Below are 21,279 nucleotides of genomic sequence, written 5' to 3'. Positions count from 1 at the left end.
TGCCAAATTAACTGTTTGATCCACATTTCTATCTCTGGTTTCACTTTTACTGCTTTTGTAGCACAATGTCGGCGCGCTACGGCCTTAAGCTGAGCCTGTTCAGGAGCATATTTCTTTGCCTCCCGATTTCGTCTCAATTCCCGGCTAATCGTTGATGGATTTCGATTGAGTGACTTTGAAATCTCCCGTTGTGAAAAACCGGCTTCTTTCAAGCTGAAAATCTGATATCTTTCTGTTTCGGTCAGTTGTTTATAGGTCATAGCGCATTTTCCTTTGGCGAGAAAGATGCCTACTATAGCAACTGACCGCCTTTCTTAGAAATTGCACTTATTAGGTGAATCCACGAAATAATACTTAATTAAAACATTTTTAAAAATAACTTAATAGAAGAAAAGGGGGCTTTTTTGAATCTTATCGCAATAATTAGATAACTTTGATTTATTGAAATTACTCATAGATATTGAACTTTTAATATGGTCGTTTTTTGAATTTAGGCTGAAAGGAAATGATGAGTACCAAAATGAATGAGAAATATAAATTAATTTTCTAATCAAGTGAAAATTCTTAGAGGAAAAACCTAAAGTTGTCAGTTGAGCAAGGAAGAAGAAAAATACTATTTTATTAATTATGAACCAATAAATACTTTGTAAGTAAAATTATTTAATTGTAAATATTACCCATTATTAATATTAGGGTGATAAATTTTAGCAAACATGGATAGAGGTCTTGCTTACCGTTCAAAATCAGATAGCTTCATCTTACTGTTTGGCTGACAACCTAGAATGTGTCAGAAGACAGTTATCAGTAACTGAAAGCTGAGTTATTGTTATACTATGACATGATGGCGAGGGGATTTATGAAACCAAATATTCATCCCAAGTAGAGGTTATCGCTGTGGGAATGCCTTCATTCTCTCACGGTCACAAGAAGGATATTGTTACCGTGAACAAACATGACCGTTGAGTATACCAAAAAATAAATGATTAATCAGAATGTTATATTTTAAATAAATTACCCCATTGCAAGCAGTAGGGGATACTAGGCTCTTAGTCATCTGAAAAGAAAACAACCATATTAGAAATACCCGTATTACAAAATAATTATCAATAAATTCAGATTGTTCTTGCTTATAACGATATTATTTCCAACTCAAAGATTGTTTTTTGTCTGGATTATATCGCCAGTGATAACCCGGAGGCCACGATTGCACTGGATGATGATTTTTATCATTTGAAAAATAAAATCTCAATCAGTTTTTCACAAATATACTTAAATCCAAAAAATAATACAATTGCTATTGCTATATTATAATAATTACCACTTTGTAAAATTAACAGTGACGATTTGTTTATAAAAAATATTGAAAGGCATAAGCCAACTATATTTGAAATAGCCATTTTCTTTAATTTATTCAATTTGTTCATTTTCGACATTTAACCTTATTGATTGATTATCGTTACAACTATCCATTCATGAGTAACTACAGTGATTGAAAACACTACTTTGTTCACCCATTTACAACATTATTTGTTTTTGATTTTTTACTCCTATAATAATTAATTAAGTGAAGAATAATCCATTTCATCGCCATTTTATTCGTGCTCTTAGTATGAAGAATCGATGAATATTTTGCTTCAGAATTCTCTCAATTGGCTCCGATCACCTCAATGCGGTTCTTGAGACCTAAAGAGCGGGTAAACCGCTAAATAATTTTGATACTGGTATGGAAGGACATACCTCAATATGGTTTAAAATGGCGGGTGCATCCATGCAGAAATGCTTAGTGACATAGTTCATAAATATGCTTGCACCTTTCGTCATATTTTGTCAGCTTTAATGGGGTCAGTGTGTCTGATTAATTTCTCTCAAGACAGGGTATCCATGATGAAAAGTGTAGGTTTTATCGGCTGGCGTGGTATGGTCGGCTCAGTATTGATGCAGCGGATGTTGGAAGAACGGGATTTTGATGAGATCAATCCGGTTTTTTTCACAACTTCCCAGCATGGGCTTCCTGCCCCGCAGTTTGCAATAAATAACGCAGGAAAATCAGGTGTATTACAAGATGCTTTTGATATCGAGGCTCTGAATGCGCTGGATATTATCATTAGCTGTCAGGGTGGGGATTATACTAATGAAATCTATCCCAAACTGAAGGCAACAGGTTGGCAGGGATATTGGATCGATGCCGCTTCTGCGCTGCGTATGAATGATGATGCAGTCATTATTCTTGATCCTGTTAACCATCAGCATATTCAGAATAGCCTGAATAAAGGTATCAAAACCTTTGTTGGTGGTAACTGTACCGTTAGTTTGATGTTGATGTCGTTGGGCGGGTTGTTTGCCAATGATTTGATTGAATGGGCGTCGGTATCGACCTATCAGGCAGCTTCTGGCGGTGGTGCTCGCCATATGCGTGAGTTGTTGGTGCAAATGGGGATGCTGCATAATCAGGTTTCTGGGGAGTTACAGAACCCTGCTTCCGCAATTTTGGATATTGAAAAACGTGTAACAAATTTTACCCGCAGCGGTGCATTGCCGACGGAACAATTTGGCGTTCCTTTAGCGGGAAGTTTGATTCCGTGGATTGATAAGCAATTGGATAATGGGCAGAGCCGCGAAGAGTGGAAAGGCCAGGCAGAAACTAACAAGATCCTGAACACGGGTAACAATGTGATTCCGATTGATGGCCTGTGTGTCCGTATTGGAGCATTGCGCTGTCATAGTCAGGCTTTTACCCTGAAATTGAAAAAAGACATTCCGATTCATGAAATTGAAATGTTGTTGGCTTCCCATAATGATTGGGTTCGCGTTATCCCAAATGATCGTGAATTGACGATGCGTGAGTTAACACCAGCCGCGGTTACCGGAACATTGAATACACCAGTTGGTCGTCTGCGTAAGCTGAATATGGGGCCGGAATATCTATCCGCCTTTACTGTTGGTGATCAGCTGTTGTGGGGAGCGGCTGAGCCGTTGCGCCGGATGTTGCGTATTCTGCTGTAGAAAGAATCTAATAGTTATTTTATTGGATTTTCTGAAATCGGCCGCCAATTGAATAGGTAAATTGGCGGTTTGAGTTTTGTTATTTTTCATTGAATACTTTGTATTATCTTTAATTTCAGTAAGTTCCTGTAAATCGATAACCGCCATGACTCGGAGAGAAAATCCAGGCTTTGTTTCCATTCGGGTCTAATGTCATCTTCATATTATCTGGCTCTTTCATTTTAATAAAACCCATCTTTTCATAAACTTTTGGAGATAGTTCATCTGTTGCAATTGTTAGTTTCAATTTTCCGTGATAACCCATTTGATAAGATATATTAACTGCTTTTTCCATCAGTAAATAGGCACAATTCTGGATGCCTGGGTGGGTTATAAGGTAAATTATCTCAGGATAGTACGCTTTTACTCTGCTATGTTGAGAATGATATTTTCTAATTAGTATGACTCCGGTAGGTTTCGTATTATTGTAACAAACAAAACAAGTGTGGTTTTGAGTATCTCCCATTTTCTTCAGCAAATTTAAAAGTTTTTGCATCTTATTTAAAAGATTATATGTTATGCAGCATCTCATATTCCATAAATCTTCGCGTGTTTTTTCTTGTTTTTTGTATATCTCTTTTTCTCTTTTAGTAATATCACTAATATCACCAGTATTACTAATATGACTAATCCATCCATCTGTCTTGATTGATTGGTAAATTTGATTAACTGCAATTATTCCCTTTTCTATATTAGTTTCTCTGATTACTGGCACATATCCGTTAATCAATCTTGGATTTTGGTAATTAACGTTTATCTTCAATATATTATCAGGTGGTAAAGAATGGAAAGATTTTGAACGGGATAAAGAGTATGATGGAGTTTTGTGTATATAACTATTAAAGGAGGCAGTTCGTTTTAGCATGATGAGATCTCTTTGATTGTAAATGAATTGGCTTTTGGTGAAAATAAGTAGTTTGTTTTTCTTATGTTTTTGCGTTGGAGGAGGGGGATTGTCGTAGAGATAACTATTTTATATAGGATAAACAAAATATTTTCTTTGTCTATTTAAAATGTATATATTTTGTTTTTTTATTGATTATTTTTTAATAAATCATAGCACTATGCTTTTAGTTTTGTTTTTTCTGGATTTTCATCTTTTCTGATTATCTGGTTTTCCTACCTCATGGATTTCTCTGATTATAGTTATAAATAAAATAATAATGACATATTGAGCAGGGTTGGGAAATGAAACCTCATACATGAATCTGTATGAGGTTTTATATCCCAGATAACATGATCATCTGGGATATAAGATTTAAGCAGCAAAATCAGATATCAATATTCGCTGCTTTCAGCGCATTTTCTTCAATAAAGGCACGGCGAGGTTCAACTGCATCCCCCATCAACGTTGTGAACAGTTGGTCAGTTGCAATCGCATCCTTCACTGTTACACGCATCATACGACGTGTTTCTGGGTTCATAGTGGTTTCCCACAATTGATCAGGGTTCATTTCGCCCAGACCTTTATAACGTTGGACGGAAAGACCGCGGCGCGATTCTTTGGTCAACCACTCCAGAGCCTGTTCAAAGCTGCTTACTGCCTGACGACGTTCACCACGTTCGATATATGCATCTTCTTCAATCAAGTTCGCGAACAATTCACCCAGTTTGGTGATACGGCGATATTCGCCACCATGGATGAAGTCGAAATCCAGATTGTAGTTGGTATCAACGCCATGTGTACGAATGCACAGAACTGGTTCGAAAATTTGGCGCTCACGGTTCTCATGGATTTGATAGCTGTAAGTGCTGGCATGCTGCTCTTTGTCATTCAGACGAATAACCAAAGAACTTACCCATTCTTCCACTTTTGCCTGATTGTTCAGAGCATCTTCAGTTAGTTTTGGATGGTAAATCAGGTTGTTCAGCAGAGCCAGCGGATACATACGCTCCATACGACGGATGATTTTCTGGGTAGTATTGAATTCAGTTACCAAGTTTTCCAGTGCTTCGCCTTTCAGGGCTGGTGCATGTGGGTTGGTATACAATGCAGCACCATCCAATGCGATGGACATCTGGTAGGCTTCCATTGCATCGTCATCTTTGATGTATTGCTCTTGTTTACCTTTCTTCACTTTATACAGTGGTGGCTGGGCAATGTAGACATAGCCACGCTCAATGATTTCCGGCATCTGGCGATAGAAGAATGTCAGCAACAGGGTGCGGATGTGTGAACCATCAACGTCGGCATCGGTCATGATGATTATGCTGTGATAACGCAGCTTGTCCGGGTTATATTCATCACGACCAATCCCGCAGCCCAGAGCGGTGATCAAAGTTGCGACTTCCTGTGAAGAGAGCATTTTATCAAAGCGTGCTTTCTCAACGTTCAGGATCTTACCTTTCAATGGCAGGATAGCCTGATTCTTACGGTTGCGTCCCTGTTTTGCTGAACCACCCGCAGAATCACCTTCCACTAAGTAGAGTTCGGACAGGGCAGGATCGCGTTCCTGACAGTCAGCCAGTTTGCCCGGCAATCCAGCCAGATCCAGCGCACCTTTACGGCGGGTCATTTCACGGGCTTTACGTGCTGCTTCACGGGCACGGGCTGCATCAATGATTTTACCGACGACGGTTTTAGCATCGTTCGGGTTTTCCAGCAGGTATTCCACCAACTTCTCATTCATCAGAGTTTCGACTGCGGTCTTCACTTCGGAAGAAACCAGCTTATCTTTGGTCTGGGAAGAGAATTTAGGATCAGGTACTTTAACGGAAATTACTGCAATCAGGCCTTCACGGGCATCATCACCAGTGGCACTGACTTTAGATTTTTTGTTGTAACCCTCTTTATCCATATAGCTATTGAGGGTACGGGTCATCGCGGTACGGAAACCAACTAAATGGGTTCCTCCATCGCGCTGAGGAATGTTGTTGGTGAAGCAGTAAATGTTTTCCTGAAAACCATCATTCCATTGCATGGAAATTTCAACGCCAATACCGTCTTTTTCTGTAGAGAAATAGAAGACATTTGGGTGAATTGGGTTTTTATTACGGCTCAGGAACTCAACAAATGCTTTGATGCCTCCTTTATAGTGGAAGAGATCTTCTGCATTTGTACGTTTGTCGACTAAACGAATTGAAACACCAGAGTTCAGGAATGATAATTCACGCAGGCGTTTTGCCAGAATATCGTATTCGAATTCAGTGTTAATCTTGAACGTATCCATACTTGGCCAGAAACGGACAGTGGTTCCTGTATGTTCGGTATCGCCAACGATGTTCAGCGGAGACTGTGGAACACCATGGTGGTAGGTCTGTTCATGGACTTTCCCGTCACGACGGATAGTCAGTTCCAGTTTTTCCGATAAGGCGTTAACAACAGAAACCCCTACGCCATGCAGGCCACCAGAAACTTTATAGGAGTTGTCATCGAATTTACCCCCCGCATGCAGCACGGTCATGATAACTTCTGCTGCTGAAACACCTTCTTCTTCGTGTATGCCGGTAGGAATACCGCGGCCATCATCCAGCACAGAAACCGAGTTATCTGCATGGATAGTGACAATTATCTTGTCACAATGGCCTGCGAGGGCTTCGTCGATAGCGTTGTCAACAACCTCGAAGACCATGTGGTGCAGGCCAGTACCATCATCGGTATCACCGATATACATGCCTGGACGTTTACGGACAGCATCCAGCCCTTTTAATACCTTGATACTTGAGGAGTCATATGTATTCGACATCAACGTTTCTCGCTCATCTTAATCCTGTGGTTGAACCTCGATTTTGCCATGTTCTACGCGAAACATCCTGCTATTTACATCAATCATGTCTGTAACTTGCCCAGGTGTAATTGCACTGACAAACACTTGGGCTTGCGTAGATTTTAGACGCCCGGCTAATAGCTGACGACGGCCGGCATCCAGTTCTGAGGCAAAATCATCAAGCAGATACAGGCATTTTTGCCCGCTCTGTCGGGTGAAATATTCACCCTGTGCTAACCTCAACGCGCACATCAGTAGCTTCAACTGACCACGGGACAGCATATCTTCTACTGGTGTACTGTCCGCCCTGATCCGCAGATCAGCTTTATGCGGGCCGGAAGCCGTGTAGGTTAGCGATCTGTCGCGCTCAAATTGCCGCGCGAGCAGTTCCGCATATTCACTCTCTTTGTCCCAGCCTTGTTGGAAGCTGATGCTGAGTGTGAATTCAGGTAAAAATTGTTTACAGGTTTTTTCTATATCCTCGGAAATTCCTGCAATATATTCAGCCCGCCATTGACTGATTTCGGTTGCGAGCGGAGCAAGCTCCCGATCCCAATGCTGGATTTGGCTGTAGCGGGTGACTTGTCGCAATGCCGCATTCCGCTGCTTGAGCAGCCTTTTCAGGTTGGCCCAGGCAGTAAAAAAGCGTGGTTCATTGTGAAAGCATCCCCAATCAATAAAAGCCCGACGATATTTCGGGCCACCATTTAGTAAAGTAAAACCTTCTGGCGTAATAAGTTGCATGGGCAGCATTTTCGCCAATTCAGCAATTTTATGCCCATCACTGCCATCTATCCTGACCTTGCTATCGCCTTGACGGTTTTTGCTTAAGCCCACCGACAACATACGTTCATGGGATTGCTGATTAATTCGCCCATGAAGAATGAACTCTTCGCAGTCATGGCGAATTACTCTTCCTGCCTGAATACTGCGAAAAGCACGACCATGGCCTAATGTATAAATGGCTTCCAGTATACTTGTTTTGCCGCTACCGTTTGGCCCAACCAGAAAATTAAAACCGGTTGCCAATGACAGATCAGCATCCGCGATATTACGGAAATCGCGGATCAGCAAACGCGAGAGAATCATATTTATGAGTTAATTCTGTTATAGGCGCATTCTTTACAGACGCATCGGCATCACGACATAAGTCGCAGCTTGACTGGCTGAATTCTCAATTTTTACACTGGATGTGGCATCCGTTAGCAGGAGGCTCACTTGCTCGCATTTCAATGCGTTTAGAACATCCAATACGTAGCTGACATTGAAGCCAATTTCCATTTCAGTGCCCTGATAACTGACATCAACGATCTCTTCTGCTTCTTCCTGCTCAGGATTATTGGCGGTAATTCTAAGTTGGTTTTCACTTAAATAGATGCGAACGCCACGGAATTTTTCGTTGGATAAAATCGCTGCCCGTGAAAATGCCTGCTTAAGCGTGTCACAATTAGCTTCCAACGTTTTATCAGGATTTTTTGGCAGTACGAGGCGATAGTCAGGAAAGCGGCCATCAACCAACTTCGATGTGAAGATAAAATCACTAACATGGGCACGGATGTTGTTGCGACCAATCTGTAGTTGCAGTGGGTTGTCACCACCATCCAGCAGACGCATTAATTCAATGACCCCTTTGCGAGGTACGATCACTGAATGGGACGGCAGGTTTTGTCCGATGTTCATTGAACAAACCGCCAAACGATGACCATCGGTGGCTACGGTACGCAGTTCTTCGCCTTCAGTTTCAAACAACATACCATTCAAGTAATAGCGAACATCCTGATGCGCCATGGAAAATTGAGTGGATTCAATCAGACGTTTCAGTGTGGCCTGAGGCAGAGAAAATTCGACTTCGCTCTGCCAGTCATCAAGATTGGGAAAATCTGAAGCGGGTAGAGTCGAGAGCGAAAAACGGCTGCGACCAGAACGGACGAGAATGCGATCGCCGTCCAGTTCTACGCTGATTTCCGCTCCGTCAGGCAACCCGCGCCAGATATCAAAGAATTTACGTGCGGGGACAGTGGTTGCACCTTGTTCATGTGGCTGGGCAAGTGTAACCCGAGCCTTCATTTCCATTTCCAAATCGGTGCCCGTCAGCAGCAGGGAACCTGCTGTGACTTGTAATAATAAGTTGCCTAAAATGGGCAGAGTAGGGCGGCCGCCCAAGGGGCTGCTCACCTGCTGCAAAGGTTTTAATAATTGCTCACGTTCAATGATGAATTTCATAGCGCTAGGAAGATAATGTTCTGATTAAGTTAGAAAAATCTTCTTTGATGTCATGACTCTCTTCACGCAGTTGTTCGATTTTTCGACAGGCATGAAGTACAGTTGTATGGTCACGTCCACCAAAGGCATCCCCGATTTCAGGCAAGCTGTGATTTGTCAGCTCTTTTGCCAGCGCCATTGCCATTTGTCTCGGACGGGCAACGGAGCGTGAGCGGCGCTTGGAAAGCAGATCCGCAACCTTGATTTTGTAATATTCAGCTACAGTTTTCTGAATATTATCAATGGTTACCAGCTTTTCCTGTAGAGCCAATAAGTCACGTAATGCTTCGCGTACAAAATCAATAGTAATCGCACGGCCTGTAAAATTGGCATTGGCGATGACTCGATTCAAGGCGCCTTCGAGTTCACGAACGTTAGATCTCAGGCGCTTGGCAATAAAGAAAGCCACTTCTCCCGGTAACTGGATTTGATTCTCATCAGCTTTCTTCATCAGAATGGCAACGCGAGTCTCCAGCTCCGGTGGTTCGATGGCAACGGTTAATCCCCAGCCAAAACGGGATTTTAACCGATCTTCGACGCCATTGATCTCTTTCGGATAGCGGTCTGATGTCAGAATAATCTGTTGATTACCTTCTAACAAGGCATTGAACGTATGAAAGAATTCTTCTTGGGATCGCTCTTTATTTGCAAAAAACTGAATATCATCGATCAGTAGGGCATCCACTGAGCGATAATAACGTTTGAATTCTTCTATCGCATTATTTTGTAATGCTTTTACCATATCCTGAACGAAACGTTCAGAGTGCATGTAAACCACTTTTGCATTGGACTTGCGTGCCATGATGCTGTTGCCGACAGCATGCAAAAGGTGGGTTTTGCCCAATCCGGTTCCGCCATAGAGGAACAGGGGATTGTATGCGCCCCCTGGATTATCAGCTACTTGTCTGGCAGCAGCTCTGGCGAGTTGGTTGGATTTACCTTCAACAAAGTTATCGAATGTATGCTTGGGATTAACATTGGAACGATAAGATAACTCTGGCTGGGCTTTTGGGTTGTCCCAACTTGGGCGTACTGATGAATTGGACGGCGCAGCAGCCACTGGCATATCGGCAATGATTTTCTGAGCTGCAGACTGGTTTGGTGAAACAGGTTTATTTCCTACTTCAAAACGCAGTAACGGTACTTCAGGACCACAGAAATCATTTAATAACAAATTGATATTATTAATATATTTCTCTCTTACCCAATCCAGCACAAAACGGTTGGGGGCATAGAGAGCCAAAGTGTTATCACTTAGTTCTGCCTGAAGGGGTCGTATCCACATACTGAATTCTGTGGCAGGTAACTCATCCTGCAATCGGGCAAGACATTGCTGCCAAAGCGAAAGTGACACGGCGAACTCCCCTAAAACAAGACCAATAAAAGAAACCGGAATAAAAGATACGTTATGCTGGGCACAAGGCGTAATTCCTCAATGGAGAGGAAGGTAGCATGTACCTTGTGGCGATTTTTAACATCATCGCTCCCCAACGATCCACATATGAGAGAGGTTGGGATCGTGGCCAACGATCATAACGCAAAAGACGACATAGATCCTCATTCTTTTACACAGCTTTGACGCTTTTTATCCACAGGGAGATCACCACGCTTCGGCACTTGCAGAATATAAAGGCCCGCAAAAGATACTGTAGTGGAATCATGGCATATAGCAAACTTCATTTAGCTATCGTTTAAAATTCAACGTGAAAACAATGCGATGATCACTCATTTTAGATGCAATGATCTGTGTATGATCCTTGCGCTTTATTGCACAGTCCGTATAATCTTGCACCCTACGTGTTATACCAACGATTTTTTCCGGCTTATGTCTGGTGAGGATTTGGGGTAAGCACTTCGGGTAGCAAAAAGTCTGACCGAACGTCTGATTGAAATAGAAAATCCGACAGGAAGTCGGTTAGGCTTGTGTCATCTTGGATTGACTAAGGGTAGTACATTTTATTACAATCCTGCCTCTTTCTATATATTGATGTTGCGACTGAGGCATTGGTGTCTACTTATTTCTCACTGGTCGTCAACGCATTTGCTGAATCAGTAACAAATTTTAAGCTAGGTAGAAATCGCTATGAAACGCACTTTTCAACCGTCCGTACTGAAGCGTAACCGTTCTCACGGCTTCCGCACTCGTATGGCCACTAAAAATGGTCGTCAAGTTCTGGCCCGCCGTCGTGCAAAAGGCCGTTCTCGTTTGACCGTTTCTAAGTAATAAAGCTAACCATACCAAGTGGTTAAGCTCGCTTTTCCGAGGGAGTTACGTTTGTTAACTCCCGAGCATTTCACATATGTTTTCCAGCAGCCACAACGGGCAAGCTCTGCAGAAATAACTATTCTCGGACGCTTGAATGAGCTGGGGCATCCCCGCATCGGTCTAACCGTAGCCAAAAAAAATGTTAAACGCGCCCATGAGCGAAATCGTATCAAGCGACTGGCTCGTGAAAGTTTTCGTTTAAACCAGCATAAATTGCCTTCAATGGATTTTGTGATTTTGGTGAGAAAAGGGGTTGCTGAGCTTGATAACCGTGAGCTAACGGAAGCTTTGGGCAAATTATGGCGTCGTCACTGTCGCTTGGCTCGCGCCTCCTGATTGCTTTGATCCGAGGCTACCAGTTAGTGATTAGTCCACTGCTGGGGCCTCATTGTCGTTTCAATCCTACCTGTTCCCACTATGGCATAGAGGCATTGCGCAGGTTTGGAATGATAAAAGGCAGCTGGTTAACAGTGAAGCGCGTATTAAAATGCCATCCTTTACACGAAGGTGGTGATGATCCTGTCCCACCTAAAAAAAACGACGATAACAGAGAACATTAACGATGGATTCGCAACGCAATCTTCTTCTCATCGCCTTGCTGTTTGTTTCGTTCTTGGTCTGGCAGGCGTGGGAAAATGACAAAAACCCACAACCAACGGCCCAGATCACGCAGCAAGCAAATACTACGCTGAGTAGCGAAGCAAGCAGTGGGCAAGGTAAACTGGTCACCGTGAAAACGGATGTGCTTTCATTGCATATCAATACCCGTGGCGGTGATATCGAGGAGGCTGATCTGCTGGCCTATCCAGATACTCTGGGCTCCAAAACACCGTTCAAACTGCTGGAAACAACCCCTGAGTTCACTTATCAGGCTCAAAGTGGATTAACTGGTACCAATGGTCCAGATAAGCAAGCTGAACGTCCGCTTTATCATGCCACCCAAAATAGCTTTGTTTTGGCTGATGGTCAGGATGAATTACGTATTCCGATGACTTATACCGCACCGGATGGCGTGGTTTATGTCAAGACCTTCGTTTTAAAACGCGGTGGCTATGCAGTTTCTGTTGATTACAGCATCAATAACGTCACTGACAAACCATTACAGATGGCGTTTTTCGGTCAGTTGAAGCAGAGCATTGATTTGCCAAAACATCGTGATAATGGCAGCAGCAACTTTGCTCTGCATACTTATCGTGGTGCTGCTTACTCTTCTGATAACACAAAATACGAAAAGTACAAATTTGGTGATATTGAAAGCAAAGAGCTTTCCGTATCCACAAAAGGTGGCTGGGTAGCGATGCTCCAACAATATTTCGCTACTGCTTGGGTTCCGGGAGAAAGCAAAACCAGTACTTTCTATACCATTGACCTGAAAGACCAAAAAATGGCGATCGTCGGGTACAAGGGTGAAAACATCAATATCGCGCCGAAGAGCCAGCAGAATATTTCTTCTACTCTGTGGGTAGGCCCTGAAATTCAGGACAAAATGGCGGCGGTTGCACCACATCTGGATCTGACTGTAGATTACGGTTGGTTGTGGTTCATTTCTCAGCCATTGTTCAAGCTGTTGAAATTCCTGCATGAATTCATCGGTAACTGGGGTTTCTCCATTATTGCGATCACCTTTATCGTACGCGGTATCATGTATCCGCTGACTAAAGCGCAATACACTTCAATGGCGAAAATGCGTCTGTTGCAGCCGAAAATCACGACGATGCGGGAGCGTTTTGGTGATGATCGCCAGCGCATGAGCCAAGAAATGATGGCGTTGTACAAAACTGAGAAAGTAAACCCGCTGGGCGGTTGCTTACCTCTGTTGATTCAAATGCCAATCTTCCTTGCGTTGTACTATATGCTGATGGGTTCTGTTGAGCTGCGCCATGCACCGTTCATTGGTTGGATTAAGGATTTGTCTGCACAAGATCCTTACTACATTCTGCCATTGCTGATGGGTGTGACCATGTTTGTTATCCAGAAACTGTCACCAACTACTGTGACTGACCCAATGCAGCAGAAGATCATGACCTACATGCCTGTCGTGTTCACCGTCTTCTTCTTGTGGTTCCCATCTGGTCTGGTTCTGTACTATATCGTCAGTAACTTGGTTACCATTATCCAGCAGCAGGTTATTTTCCGCAGTCTGGAGAAACGCGGCTTGCATACCCGCGAAAAAAAGTAGCGCTTTTTAAAAGCTAGTTTTTAAGATACTTGTTTTAAAATAAGGTATTAATTTTAAAATATAAGTAGAAGGCGGTCATTGACCGCCTTTATTATTGCAGTTTATATACCCGATAGATTTCAGCTTACAGTCAATAAAGCAGCAATTTGCTTGAAGATGGCGGATATAGGTCAAAAGAGAGAATTTCATGAATACCACCGATACAATAGTCGCTCAGGCCACTCCTCCGGGACGAGGCGGTGTAGGCATTCTGCGTATTTCTGGCCGTAAGGCGGCGGAAGTCGCTCAGGTGGTATTGGGGAAACTCCCAAAACCCCGTTATGCTGATTACCTGCCCTTCCGTGATGTAGATGGTTCTGTACTTGATCAGGGGATTGCACTTTACTTTCCTGGCCCTAACTCATTTACGGGAGAAGATGTACTGGAGCTTCAAGGGCACGGCGGGCCAGTTATTCTGGATTTGCTGTTAAAGCGTATTCTGGCTATTTCCGGCGTGCGCATTGCGAATCCGGGGGAGTTTTCTGAACGTGCTTTCTTGAATGATAAACTCGATTTGGCACAAGCAGAAGCCATTGCAGATTTGATCGACGCCAGTTCCGAACAAGCGGCACGCTCCGCGATGAACTCCCTACAAGGAACGTTCTCCAACCAAGTTCATCAAATGGTAGAAGCGCTGACTAACTTGCGGATCTACGTTGAAGCAGCGATTGATTTTCCTGATGAAGAGATTGATTTCCTTTCTGATGGCAAGATAGAAGCCAAGCTGGATAAAGTGATCACAGAACTGGATCAGGTGCGTTCACAGGCGCGTCAGGGCAGCTTGTTGCGTGAAGGCATGAAAGTCGTGATTGCAGGGCGCCCGAATGCGGGTAAATCCAGCCTGCTTAATGCACTGGCAGGACGTGAAGCCGCGATTGTGACTGATATTGCAGGTACAACACGTGATGTTTTGCGTGAACATATTCATATCGATGGAATGCCGCTGCATGTGATTGATACGGCGGGATTGCGCGAAGCGAGCGATGAAGTGGAACGTATCGGCATTGAGCGGGCATGGCAGGAAATCGAGCAGGCCGATCGGGTGCTGTTTATGGTGGACAGTACAACCACGGATGCCATTGAGCCGGCACAAATCTGGCCTGAATTTATGACTAAGCTGCCTGAATCTCTGCCTATTACGGTCATTCGTAATAAGACAGATATGACCGGGGAAGAAATCGGTGTTTCAGAAATCAGCGGTTATACATTAATTCGCCTCTCTGCCCGTGATGGGAAAGGTGTCGATTCGCTGCGCGACCATCTAAAAGAGACAATCGGTTTCAACAGTAATACTGAAGGTGGTTTCCTTGCCCGTCGTCGTCATTTGCAGGCATTGAATACGGCGGCAGAACATTTACAGGAAGGCCATCAGCAACTGGTCTTTGCCCGTTCAGGAGAATTGCTGGCAGAAGAACTGCGTCTGGCACAGCAAACATTGAGTGAAATCACCGGCGAATTTACTTCCGATGATTTGTTGGGGCGAATTTTCTCGAGTTTTTGTATTGGTAAGTGAAAAACTGGTGTTAGCTCGTTTTATCCAACATAAAATCGAGTTCCAGTGTGACCACTGACGCCATATCTGCTGGCTTGGGGCCAACTGATATGGCACGATTGACGGCATCGAGTGCGGCATTATCTAATGTAGTGTTGCCTGAAGAATTAATCACTTTGGTAGCGGTTAATGTACCGTCATCCAGCAGGGTAAAGTTAACGATGACCGAGCCTTCCTGTTTCATCCTCTTTGCCTTGCGGGGATAGCGTTTATGACGCTCAATTTCCTGCCGCAATCTGGCGTGGTAATTATCCATCTCACTATTTCCCTGTCCCACCAAAGGCTGTGAAGTTGTTGCCCGGCTCATACTGCTTTCCGAATTAATCTGAGCGCTGCCGCTGGTTACCTGCTCTACCTTATTGTTTTCTTGTACCTGCGGTGATGGGGCGGGTTTCTTTTCTGCTATCTCTTGCGGTTTTTCTTTCTGCTGCTTTTTACGTTTCTTTGGTTTGTTGATTTCCAGCGGTTTTGCCACTTTGTTTTCAGTTAGGATCGCTTTATCCAGCACAATTTGAGGTTTTGTCGGTGATTCCGGCGCAGTCAAAAGCGGGGATGGTGGTGAGACGGGTTCTGGCTTATTCTCCCACGATGAGGCGGCAACCATCGTAATGGAGAGCCCCGTAGTAGAAGAATTTTTGTTGATATGATGGGCAGTGTCATCATATGAAGCATGTCGATTGAACAGCCATATCAGAATGATGTGCAATAAAATGGCAATCAGGGTGCCAACCAGTAAGCCCTTTCTAGGCATCAATGGAAAATAGGTGGCTGGATTATCTAATATGGCTGTGTTGGTCATATTATCCTCTAATAAAACAAGCCTCTAAAACTGGCTGGTCAGACTGAGCTTAAAGGTTCTGCCCGGTGCCGGTATCATTGAACGGGTCAAAGGATCGAGATAATAGCGATTGGTTAGGTTTGTGCCAGTCAGCTCTACCGATATGGCTGGGGTGACTTGATAGCTGACATAAGCATCAACCGTAAACACCGGATTCCAGCGCATCGGATTATTAGATTGTCCTTTATAACTATTCGGTAAGGCATTCATCAACCATTTTTCATCTTTGTTTTCCGCTTTGCTGTGGTAGAGCATTCGGCTGCCCAGTTCCAGTTTTTCATCAAGCAGACGACCGCCGATGGTCAGATTGGCTGAATATTTAGGCTGGATAGAGGTGCGTAAATAACCACCGGGAAAACCACCATCAATACATTCAGGAATACCATAGCGATTTTGAGAGTCCATTCTCATGACAGAGTTATGGTCACACACCTTGTTTTTCATATTGTAGACCAAACCCATATCGGTGAAGAAACTGCCGTTGTCATAACGTGCCTGTAACTCCAGACCAGCCAGTTTCTGTTTGCCCAGTTGGGAGAAACTATAGGTATTGTCCCTATCGAATACATTTTCGATCACAGTATTGTAATAAGAGAGTTTGATATCGGCATGACGTTCAGCATCAACCAACTGGCTGAAATCATAGACAAAGCCTACTTCGGCGGTTTTGGCACGCTCTGGTTTAAATTGTTGGCCTATTATTTTGCTTTTTGAACCTGAAAAACCGACCGTATCTTCAAAAATACTGGGCATTCTTACCGCTTCGGCATAGCGGGCATAGATTCGGAAATCGTCAGTGACATAGGCCGTCGCAGAGAAAGTGGGTGCCCAAGCGTGCTCCTTGTGTTTTGCAGGTGTTTCCCAAGGATCGTCAACATCAGAACCTAGTATACCATTTGCATCAACGCGTGTGCCGTATTCATATTTGAAGGTTTCCTCACCATTCATTGGGTCGATAACCTTTTCATTCATATCCAGTTGACCATTGAAATAGGGGTTATCGCTTTTATTGAGCTTGCCATTGTTGGAATCGTAAAGCCAAGTGAATGTTTCGTGAACCACCTTGCGTTTTTGTCCATCACGTGAAGTAATGCTAGTTGTCTTGATAGTAGGGTATTCAGTTCGGAGCTTCTTAAGTAACGCAATCCTCTCTGCTGAACTCATTTGCGAGGTTCTGTGTGATTTTATAAATTGCTCCCTTTTTCGTACCATATCAGCTTCTGTTTCGGTCATGGTTCGGAAATAACTCATATCATGTCCGATTATTTCTCTCCCTTTTTGATAACGCCCATCTCTTGCGGCGCGTCGTTCAGTGAGAAAATCATCTTTAGACCAATAGGAGACGCGTTTGGCTCCAGCGCTCAATGCCAGCCATGAAGTAGGGCGCCAGTCAAAGTTAAAAGCGAGATTGATTTCCTGACGTTGTCCTTTTCTGGCAGGTGACTGGAAAAAATACATATTATTAAGATGGTTGGTATCATCAGAGGAACCTAGCCGCTCACGTTGGAAATTCCCTATCAAGGTCAGATCCAGATTATGGGTGAGTTCAAATTTATTTGAGATATCCACCCCCCAACGATTATTTTGAGAATTGGTGACAGATGTATTTATCAATGTGCCATCAATATTAGGGTCCTTGCTTTTGGTACCTCGTTCCCAATAATAATCTCTATCAACCGGGCTACGGGGATATCCACCTGCGGTGTTGGTGTTGCTCGTAGTACGGGTTGCCCACAAATTCATGTCGAAATCGATATAGGGGTTATTGGTGGGATGCCATTTATAGGTCAGGTTGGCAGCTTTTTGATGGGCATTGGCGAGTGGCCATTGGGGAACAACATTGTCTTCAGCAAGTACCATTGCCAGCCTAGAAGGCATAATATCGCCGAACTCCATACGCGTATTGCGAAAACCCAGTTGTAGGGCTTGGTCATCGGTAAAGTGCCAGGTATTTTTTATTAATATTGAGCGCATTTCACTGGAAGTATTGGGAACTTCATTGCCGGGGCGATAGATACGGGCGGCAAATGGCAGATAAGGATCTAAACTGGTTAACGCTCCTGTCATGAGTTTTTCGTCGGCGGCTGTAATTGATTTATCATAACGATGGGCTCCTCCCTTGCCAGCAAAATAGTTACCCTGACGGCGGTAAGAATAGGCCAGCATCAAATCAAAATATTCCTGTCGTGTACCCATCGCGATACGGAATGCATTATCTTTGAATCCAAACAGCTTATTGTCTTTTGACGAATGTGGCATGATTCTCAATGCAGGATCGGTTTCGACATCATTGTGGATAAAACCGGGGATATCACGGTAGTCCTGCCCCAATGACAGGGAAGGAGTGCGCTCCCTCACTGAGTTACTGCTGGTTTCCAGTTTGGTATTGATGCCGAAAGTTTCCCCTTCTGGCACGACATCATCGATGGTCAATGTCTTGATGGATACTGCACCGCCAATTGATCCTTTAACTCTACGGTTCAGAGAAGGACCCTTTTCGATTTCAATGCTGCTGATTAGGTTTGGATCGATATAATTGCGGTTATTGGCTCCATGATAACCTCGTCCAACGGTAATGGCCTGTTCCGTACCATCAATGGTGACGGGAATACGCCCCTGTCCCTGAACACCACGGATATTGATATCCAGAGCGCCGCTATTGCGGGCATCACCACTGTATACGCCAACGGCACCTTTAATTAAATCGGCGGGAGATGAGCCTTTGTAGCGTTCTATCTGCTCTTTGCCGATATAAATATTGGAGATATCTTTGTCATAGACCGCATCATAACCTGCTTCATCTTTATCACTGTTATCTTTGACACGGATTTTGCCCAGATCCGTCTTGCCGCTTGCCGCTGTGACAGCAGGTTTGGATTCGGCAAACAGGGGCGGTGCAGCCAATGAAAATGCCAGTGACAATGCAATTGTGATGGGGGTGAACTGTGTTTTAACTCGGTATGCCATTGATGTCTCTGCCTCAATTTATCGATTATCATCACGCAAATAAAAAACATAAGGTTTTGATTAAAAATATTTTTCCAGCCTTATCAGCACTTCATTTTTGTTATAGCTATACAGCCAATTTACATTGCTGTGATTGCGTCGGTGGCGGAAAGTAAAAGAAGGTGTCATTCCCCATATTTCAGCGGCAGGGACTTTAATGACTGCGGTGTAAATCTGCTCATTATCCTGACGTCTGGCATTCATCATTGGGCTGTAAGCACCAAAATGGCGCTTTTTCAGCATGGCAAACAGTGAGCCATTAATACCGGGATAGATCTGTCCGGCAATCCCTGCCCGAATTCCCCATTGCTGATAGCGATCGACGGGATACTGTTCGTTATACCGATAAACCCAGTCACCGCCACCAAACAGAACAAAGTCTTTGCTGAGGGCATGGGATAAGGTGAGGTAGGTTGAGGAGAATTCACCATCTTTCCTACGGTAAAGTTGCTGATGACGTAATTTTTTATGTTCAAGTTCAATATTTAGGGCTGTTTGGGGAGTGAATGCCCATCGCCATTCTGTTTTGACACCAGTGGCGTGATAAAAGGTATCACCCGCACGTTGTTTATATTGAAACAGAGGGCCAAAAGAGAAATCGTGACTTTTGCTTTTATAGTTGTAGCCACCAACCAGCAGAAACGTATTTTCGTTTTCATCTTGGTTATCACGGTAGTTTTCGCCATAAATCAGGCCACGACCAAAAATGCCATGATGGCCGGCAAGTTGATAGCGCCGGCTTAATGTTGCGTCATAAGACATGCCCCATGCTTTGATCGCTTTGGGTACTTGCCGCTTCTGATAGCATTGAATGTCTAAGTGTGGCTGACAGGTGGTTTCCTGATCAGGAGACATATTTACATTATCGTTATAGGTGTAACCAGCAGAGAAAGAGCCGCGCCAGCCATTTCTCAGGTCTATCGCTTCCAGATAGCTGTTAATATTTTTCAACACGATTTCTGGTAACTGCTGCTCTTTATTTAACCCAGCAAACAGTTGTTCGGCTTCCCGATTTTTATGATCTTCAAAATAAACGCGGGCCAGTTCCAGTTTGATACGTGTGAAATCAGGCTGTTGATTCAGAATTTGTTGATAATGATAGGCGGCGAGATCTAAATCTCCTTCAAGACGCGCTAAACCACCCTGAGCAAAATTAACCAACATAACATCATGCCCCGGCAATTTTTGGTAAGCCGTGAGAAAGCGTCTGACGTCCGGCCACTGTCGATGGTTAGTGGCAAGGTAGAGTGCCTGACCAATATCGTTCAGATTATTCTCGACTTGAAATGTCAGCCCATTAATCACAATCTGTGAAGCGTTATTTTCCATGAAAACCGGATCTGGCATAATCAGATTGGTTTCATTTTCCTGCTGGTTATGTTGTGCTTCCTGCCAGATTTTTCGTGGAGTATCTTCATCGGCATAAGCAGGCAAGGAGAGGCATAAGGCCATCAGTGCCACTGATAATATTGGCGTTGTTCTATTGTCAGACATCGGGAAACCAGCTTACAAAGCTTACGTTATTAGAAATAAAAACAGAGAACAGCGCTAAAAGTGGGCGCTGTTCTCTGAAAAATTAATGCTTACTGTTTAGAACCACCGAAAGCGGTATCTTTAGATCTGTCATCAGAAAATGTGGTATATCCAGCCAGACTGGAAGCACTGTCACCGAAGAAGTGGCCAGTGGTTGTTCCAATCAAATCATCAGTTGCGGCTATACCCTCAAATTTAGCATCAGAGCCGATATTGGCATCAATATCTATTGTCATCGCGGTATTTGCCATAGAACCAATCAGGGTTTTCTCACCAAAATCTGCGGTAAATGTACCAGACAGAGTATTGTCACCGCTGTACTGGTTAATGCCTGTTATCGTATAAGTTGCTGTACCGTCGGTCGGAATATTGGTGGTAATATCCTTACCTGCATAATAAACGGTGTGGGTACTATCCGATGCTTTACCGGTTTCTGACCATTCACCAAAGTAAATATCTGCATTGGCAACTTTGCTGAAATGGAATACTCCCATCCCGCCATGAGATCCCGGCGCACCTGCTCTTGAAATATTATGAATACCATTACTGTCTGCTTGTGCCATGCGGGTCAATCCAGCAAAACCGATGAGTTTTCCTTCACCGATTGAACTAACCCCAATGCCGGGTTCACCATCCGCCCCTTCGTGTGAATTTGAACCAGCTTTAGTTGCACCAACCGTAATATGTGGTGTAGTTTCTTTCTGGCTTTGACCAAAACCTACTGCTGCCTGAGCCTGTGCCATAAATCCCAATGTGCCTAAAGCGGCGACTAATACCTTAATTGTTTTCATCATTATCCTCGTTTGGAATGGGGGATCCCTCGTTACCCAATCATAAAAACGGCCTGATTTATTG

The 21,279-nt window shown here is 43.7% G+C and carries 16 protein-coding genes; 6 read left to right on the top strand and 10 right to left on the bottom strand.

The genetic code is table 11. The features are described from left to right. The coding region (locus tag PSI23_RS04890) for a helix-turn-helix domain-containing protein (protein ID WP_273554023.1) at positions 1 to 260 on the bottom strand (260 nt) is incomplete at its 3' end. A 1,624-nt stretch (positions 261 to 1,884) separates the two neighbouring features. On the opposite strand from PSI23_RS04890, the gene asd reads away from it, so the two are divergent. Next, a complete protein-coding gene (gene asd, locus PSI23_RS04885; RefSeq protein WP_273554028.1) occupies positions 1,885 to 3,003 on the top strand; it encodes an aspartate-semialdehyde dehydrogenase in 1,119 nt (372 codons plus the stop codon). A gap of 115 nt (positions 3,004 to 3,118) precedes the next feature. Here the strand turns inward: asd and PSI23_RS04880 are convergent, their stop codons facing one another. The 5 genes from PSI23_RS04880 to dnaA form a co-directional block, all read right to left on the bottom strand. Continuing rightward, on the bottom strand, positions 3,119 to 3,907 hold the full coding sequence (locus PSI23_RS04880) for a GNAT family N-acetyltransferase (RefSeq protein WP_273554022.1): 789 nt from the start codon (positions 3,905 to 3,907) through the stop codon (positions 3,119 to 3,121). Between the two features lie 406 nt (positions 3,908 to 4,313). Further along, positions 4,314 to 6,728, bottom strand: a complete 2,415-nt coding sequence (gyrB, locus tag PSI23_RS04875; protein ID WP_273554021.1) for a DNA topoisomerase (ATP-hydrolyzing) subunit B — start codon at positions 6,726 to 6,728, stop codon at positions 4,314 to 4,316. A gap of 18 nt (positions 6,729 to 6,746) precedes the next feature. After that, positions 6,747 to 7,838, bottom strand: a complete 1,092-nt coding sequence (gene recF / locus PSI23_RS04870) for a DNA replication/repair protein RecF (RefSeq protein WP_273554020.1) — start codon at positions 7,836 to 7,838, stop codon at positions 6,747 to 6,749. A 33-nt stretch (positions 7,839 to 7,871) separates the two neighbouring features. Further along, positions 7,872 to 8,972, bottom strand: a complete 1,101-nt coding sequence (dnaN, locus tag PSI23_RS04865) for a DNA polymerase III subunit beta (protein WP_273554019.1) — start codon at positions 8,970 to 8,972, stop codon at positions 7,872 to 7,874. A gap of 4 nt (positions 8,973 to 8,976) precedes the next feature. Beyond that, positions 8,977 to 10,365 carry a chromosomal replication initiator protein DnaA gene (gene dnaA, locus PSI23_RS04860; protein ID WP_273554018.1) on the bottom strand — a complete coding sequence of 463 codons (1,389 nt, stop codon included), beginning with the start codon at positions 10,363 to 10,365 and terminating at the stop codon, positions 8,977 to 8,979. Positions 10,366 to 11,094: 729 nt separating this feature from the next. Here dnaA and rpmH point away from each other — a divergent pair. The 5 genes from rpmH to mnmE all read left to right on the top strand — a co-directional run bounded on the left by rpmH (position 11,095) and on the right by mnmE (position 15,008). Next, on the top strand, positions 11,095 to 11,235 hold the full coding sequence (gene rpmH / locus PSI23_RS04855) for a 50S ribosomal protein L34 (RefSeq protein WP_273554017.1): 141 nt from the start codon (positions 11,095 to 11,097) through the stop codon (positions 11,233 to 11,235). Between the two features lie 18 nt (positions 11,236 to 11,253). Then, positions 11,254 to 11,613 (top strand): ribonuclease P protein component, encoded by a 360-nt coding sequence (gene rnpA / locus PSI23_RS04850; protein ID WP_273554016.1) that lies wholly within the window; start codon positions 11,254 to 11,256, stop codon positions 11,611 to 11,613. Beyond that, positions 11,577 to 11,837 carry a membrane protein insertion efficiency factor YidD gene (yidD, locus tag PSI23_RS04845; RefSeq protein ID WP_193851887.1) on the top strand — a complete coding sequence of 87 codons (261 nt, stop codon included), beginning with the start codon at positions 11,577 to 11,579 and terminating at the stop codon, positions 11,835 to 11,837. Before rnpA ends, yidD begins: the two co-directional genes overlap by 37 nt. A 2-nt stretch (positions 11,838 to 11,839) precedes the next feature. Then, positions 11,840 to 13,456 (top strand): membrane protein insertase YidC, encoded by a 1,617-nt coding sequence (yidC, locus tag PSI23_RS04840; RefSeq protein ID WP_273554015.1) that lies wholly within the window; start codon positions 11,840 to 11,842, stop codon positions 13,454 to 13,456. Positions 13,457 to 13,643: 187 nt separating this feature from the next. Continuing rightward, complete coding sequence (mnmE, locus tag PSI23_RS04835; RefSeq protein WP_273554014.1) at positions 13,644 to 15,008, top strand: tRNA uridine-5-carboxymethylaminomethyl(34) synthesis GTPase MnmE; 1,365 nt, start codon at positions 13,644 to 13,646, stop codon at positions 15,006 to 15,008. Positions 15,009 to 15,018: 10 nt separating this feature from the next. On the opposite strand, the gene PSI23_RS04830 is transcribed toward mnmE, so the two are convergent. The 4 genes from PSI23_RS04830 to PSI23_RS04815 all read right to left on the bottom strand — a co-directional run bounded on the left by PSI23_RS04830 (position 15,019) and on the right by PSI23_RS04815 (position 21,218). Continuing rightward, on the bottom strand, positions 15,019 to 15,846 hold the full coding sequence (locus PSI23_RS04830) for an energy transducer TonB (RefSeq protein WP_273554013.1): 828 nt from the start codon (positions 15,844 to 15,846) through the stop codon (positions 15,019 to 15,021). A gap of 24 nt (positions 15,847 to 15,870) precedes the next feature. Beyond that, a complete protein-coding gene (locus tag PSI23_RS04825) occupies positions 15,871 to 18,852 on the bottom strand; it encodes a TonB-dependent receptor domain-containing protein (protein WP_273554012.1) in 2,982 nt (993 codons plus the stop codon). Positions 18,853 to 18,912: 60 nt separating this feature from the next. After that, a complete protein-coding gene (locus tag PSI23_RS04820; RefSeq protein WP_273554011.1) occupies positions 18,913 to 20,385 on the bottom strand; it encodes a porin family protein in 1,473 nt (490 codons plus the stop codon). An 89-nt stretch (positions 20,386 to 20,474) separates the two neighbouring features. Continuing rightward, on the bottom strand, positions 20,475 to 21,218 hold the full coding sequence (locus PSI23_RS04815; protein WP_273554010.1) for a Slam-dependent surface lipoprotein: 744 nt from the start codon (positions 21,216 to 21,218) through the stop codon (positions 20,475 to 20,477). Between the last annotated feature and the right edge of the window lie 61 nt (positions 21,219 to 21,279).

The organism is Xenorhabdus yunnanensis, assembly GCF_028598805.1.
GTDB classification, from domain to species: domain Bacteria; phylum Pseudomonadota; class Gammaproteobacteria; order Enterobacterales; family Enterobacteriaceae; genus Xenorhabdus; species Xenorhabdus yunnanensis.
This window is presented reverse-complemented; position numbering and strand designations above follow the sequence as displayed.

Coding starts and splice junctions, on each gene's coding strand:
- asd (WP_273554028.1), top strand. CDS start 1,885: ATGAAAAGTGTAGGTTTTATCGGCTGGCGTGGTATGGTCGGCTCAGTA.
- PSI23_RS04880 (WP_273554022.1), bottom strand. CDS start 3,907: ATGCTAAAACGAACTGCCTCCTTTAATAGTTATATACACAAAACTCCA.
- gyrB (WP_273554021.1), bottom strand. CDS start 6,728: ATGTCGAATACATATGACTCCTCAAGTATCAAGGTATTAAAAGGGCTG.
- recF (WP_273554020.1), bottom strand. CDS start 7,838: ATGATTCTCTCGCGTTTGCTGATCCGCGATTTCCGTAATATCGCGGAT.
- dnaN (WP_273554019.1), bottom strand. CDS start 8,972: ATGAAATTCATCATTGAACGTGAGCAATTATTAAAACCTTTGCAGCAG.
- rpmH (WP_273554017.1), top strand. CDS start 11,095: ATGAAACGCACTTTTCAACCGTCCGTACTGAAGCGTAACCGTTCTCAC.
- yidD (WP_193851887.1), top strand. CDS start 11,577: ATGGCGTCGTCACTGTCGCTTGGCTCGCGCCTCCTGATTGCTTTGATC.
- yidC (WP_273554015.1), top strand. CDS start 11,840: ATGGATTCGCAACGCAATCTTCTTCTCATCGCCTTGCTGTTTGTTTCG.
- mnmE (WP_273554014.1), top strand. CDS start 13,644: ATGAATACCACCGATACAATAGTCGCTCAGGCCACTCCTCCGGGACGA.
- PSI23_RS04830 (WP_273554013.1), bottom strand. CDS start 15,846: ATGACCAACACAGCCATATTAGATAATCCAGCCACCTATTTTCCATTG.
- PSI23_RS04825 (WP_273554012.1), bottom strand. CDS start 18,852: ATGGCATACCGAGTTAAAACACAGTTCACCCCCATCACAATTGCATTG.
- PSI23_RS04820 (WP_273554011.1), bottom strand. CDS start 20,385: ATGTCTGACAATAGAACAACGCCAATATTATCAGTGGCACTGATGGCC.
- PSI23_RS04815 (WP_273554010.1), bottom strand. CDS start 21,218: ATGATGAAAACAATTAAGGTATTAGTCGCCGCTTTAGGCACATTGGGA.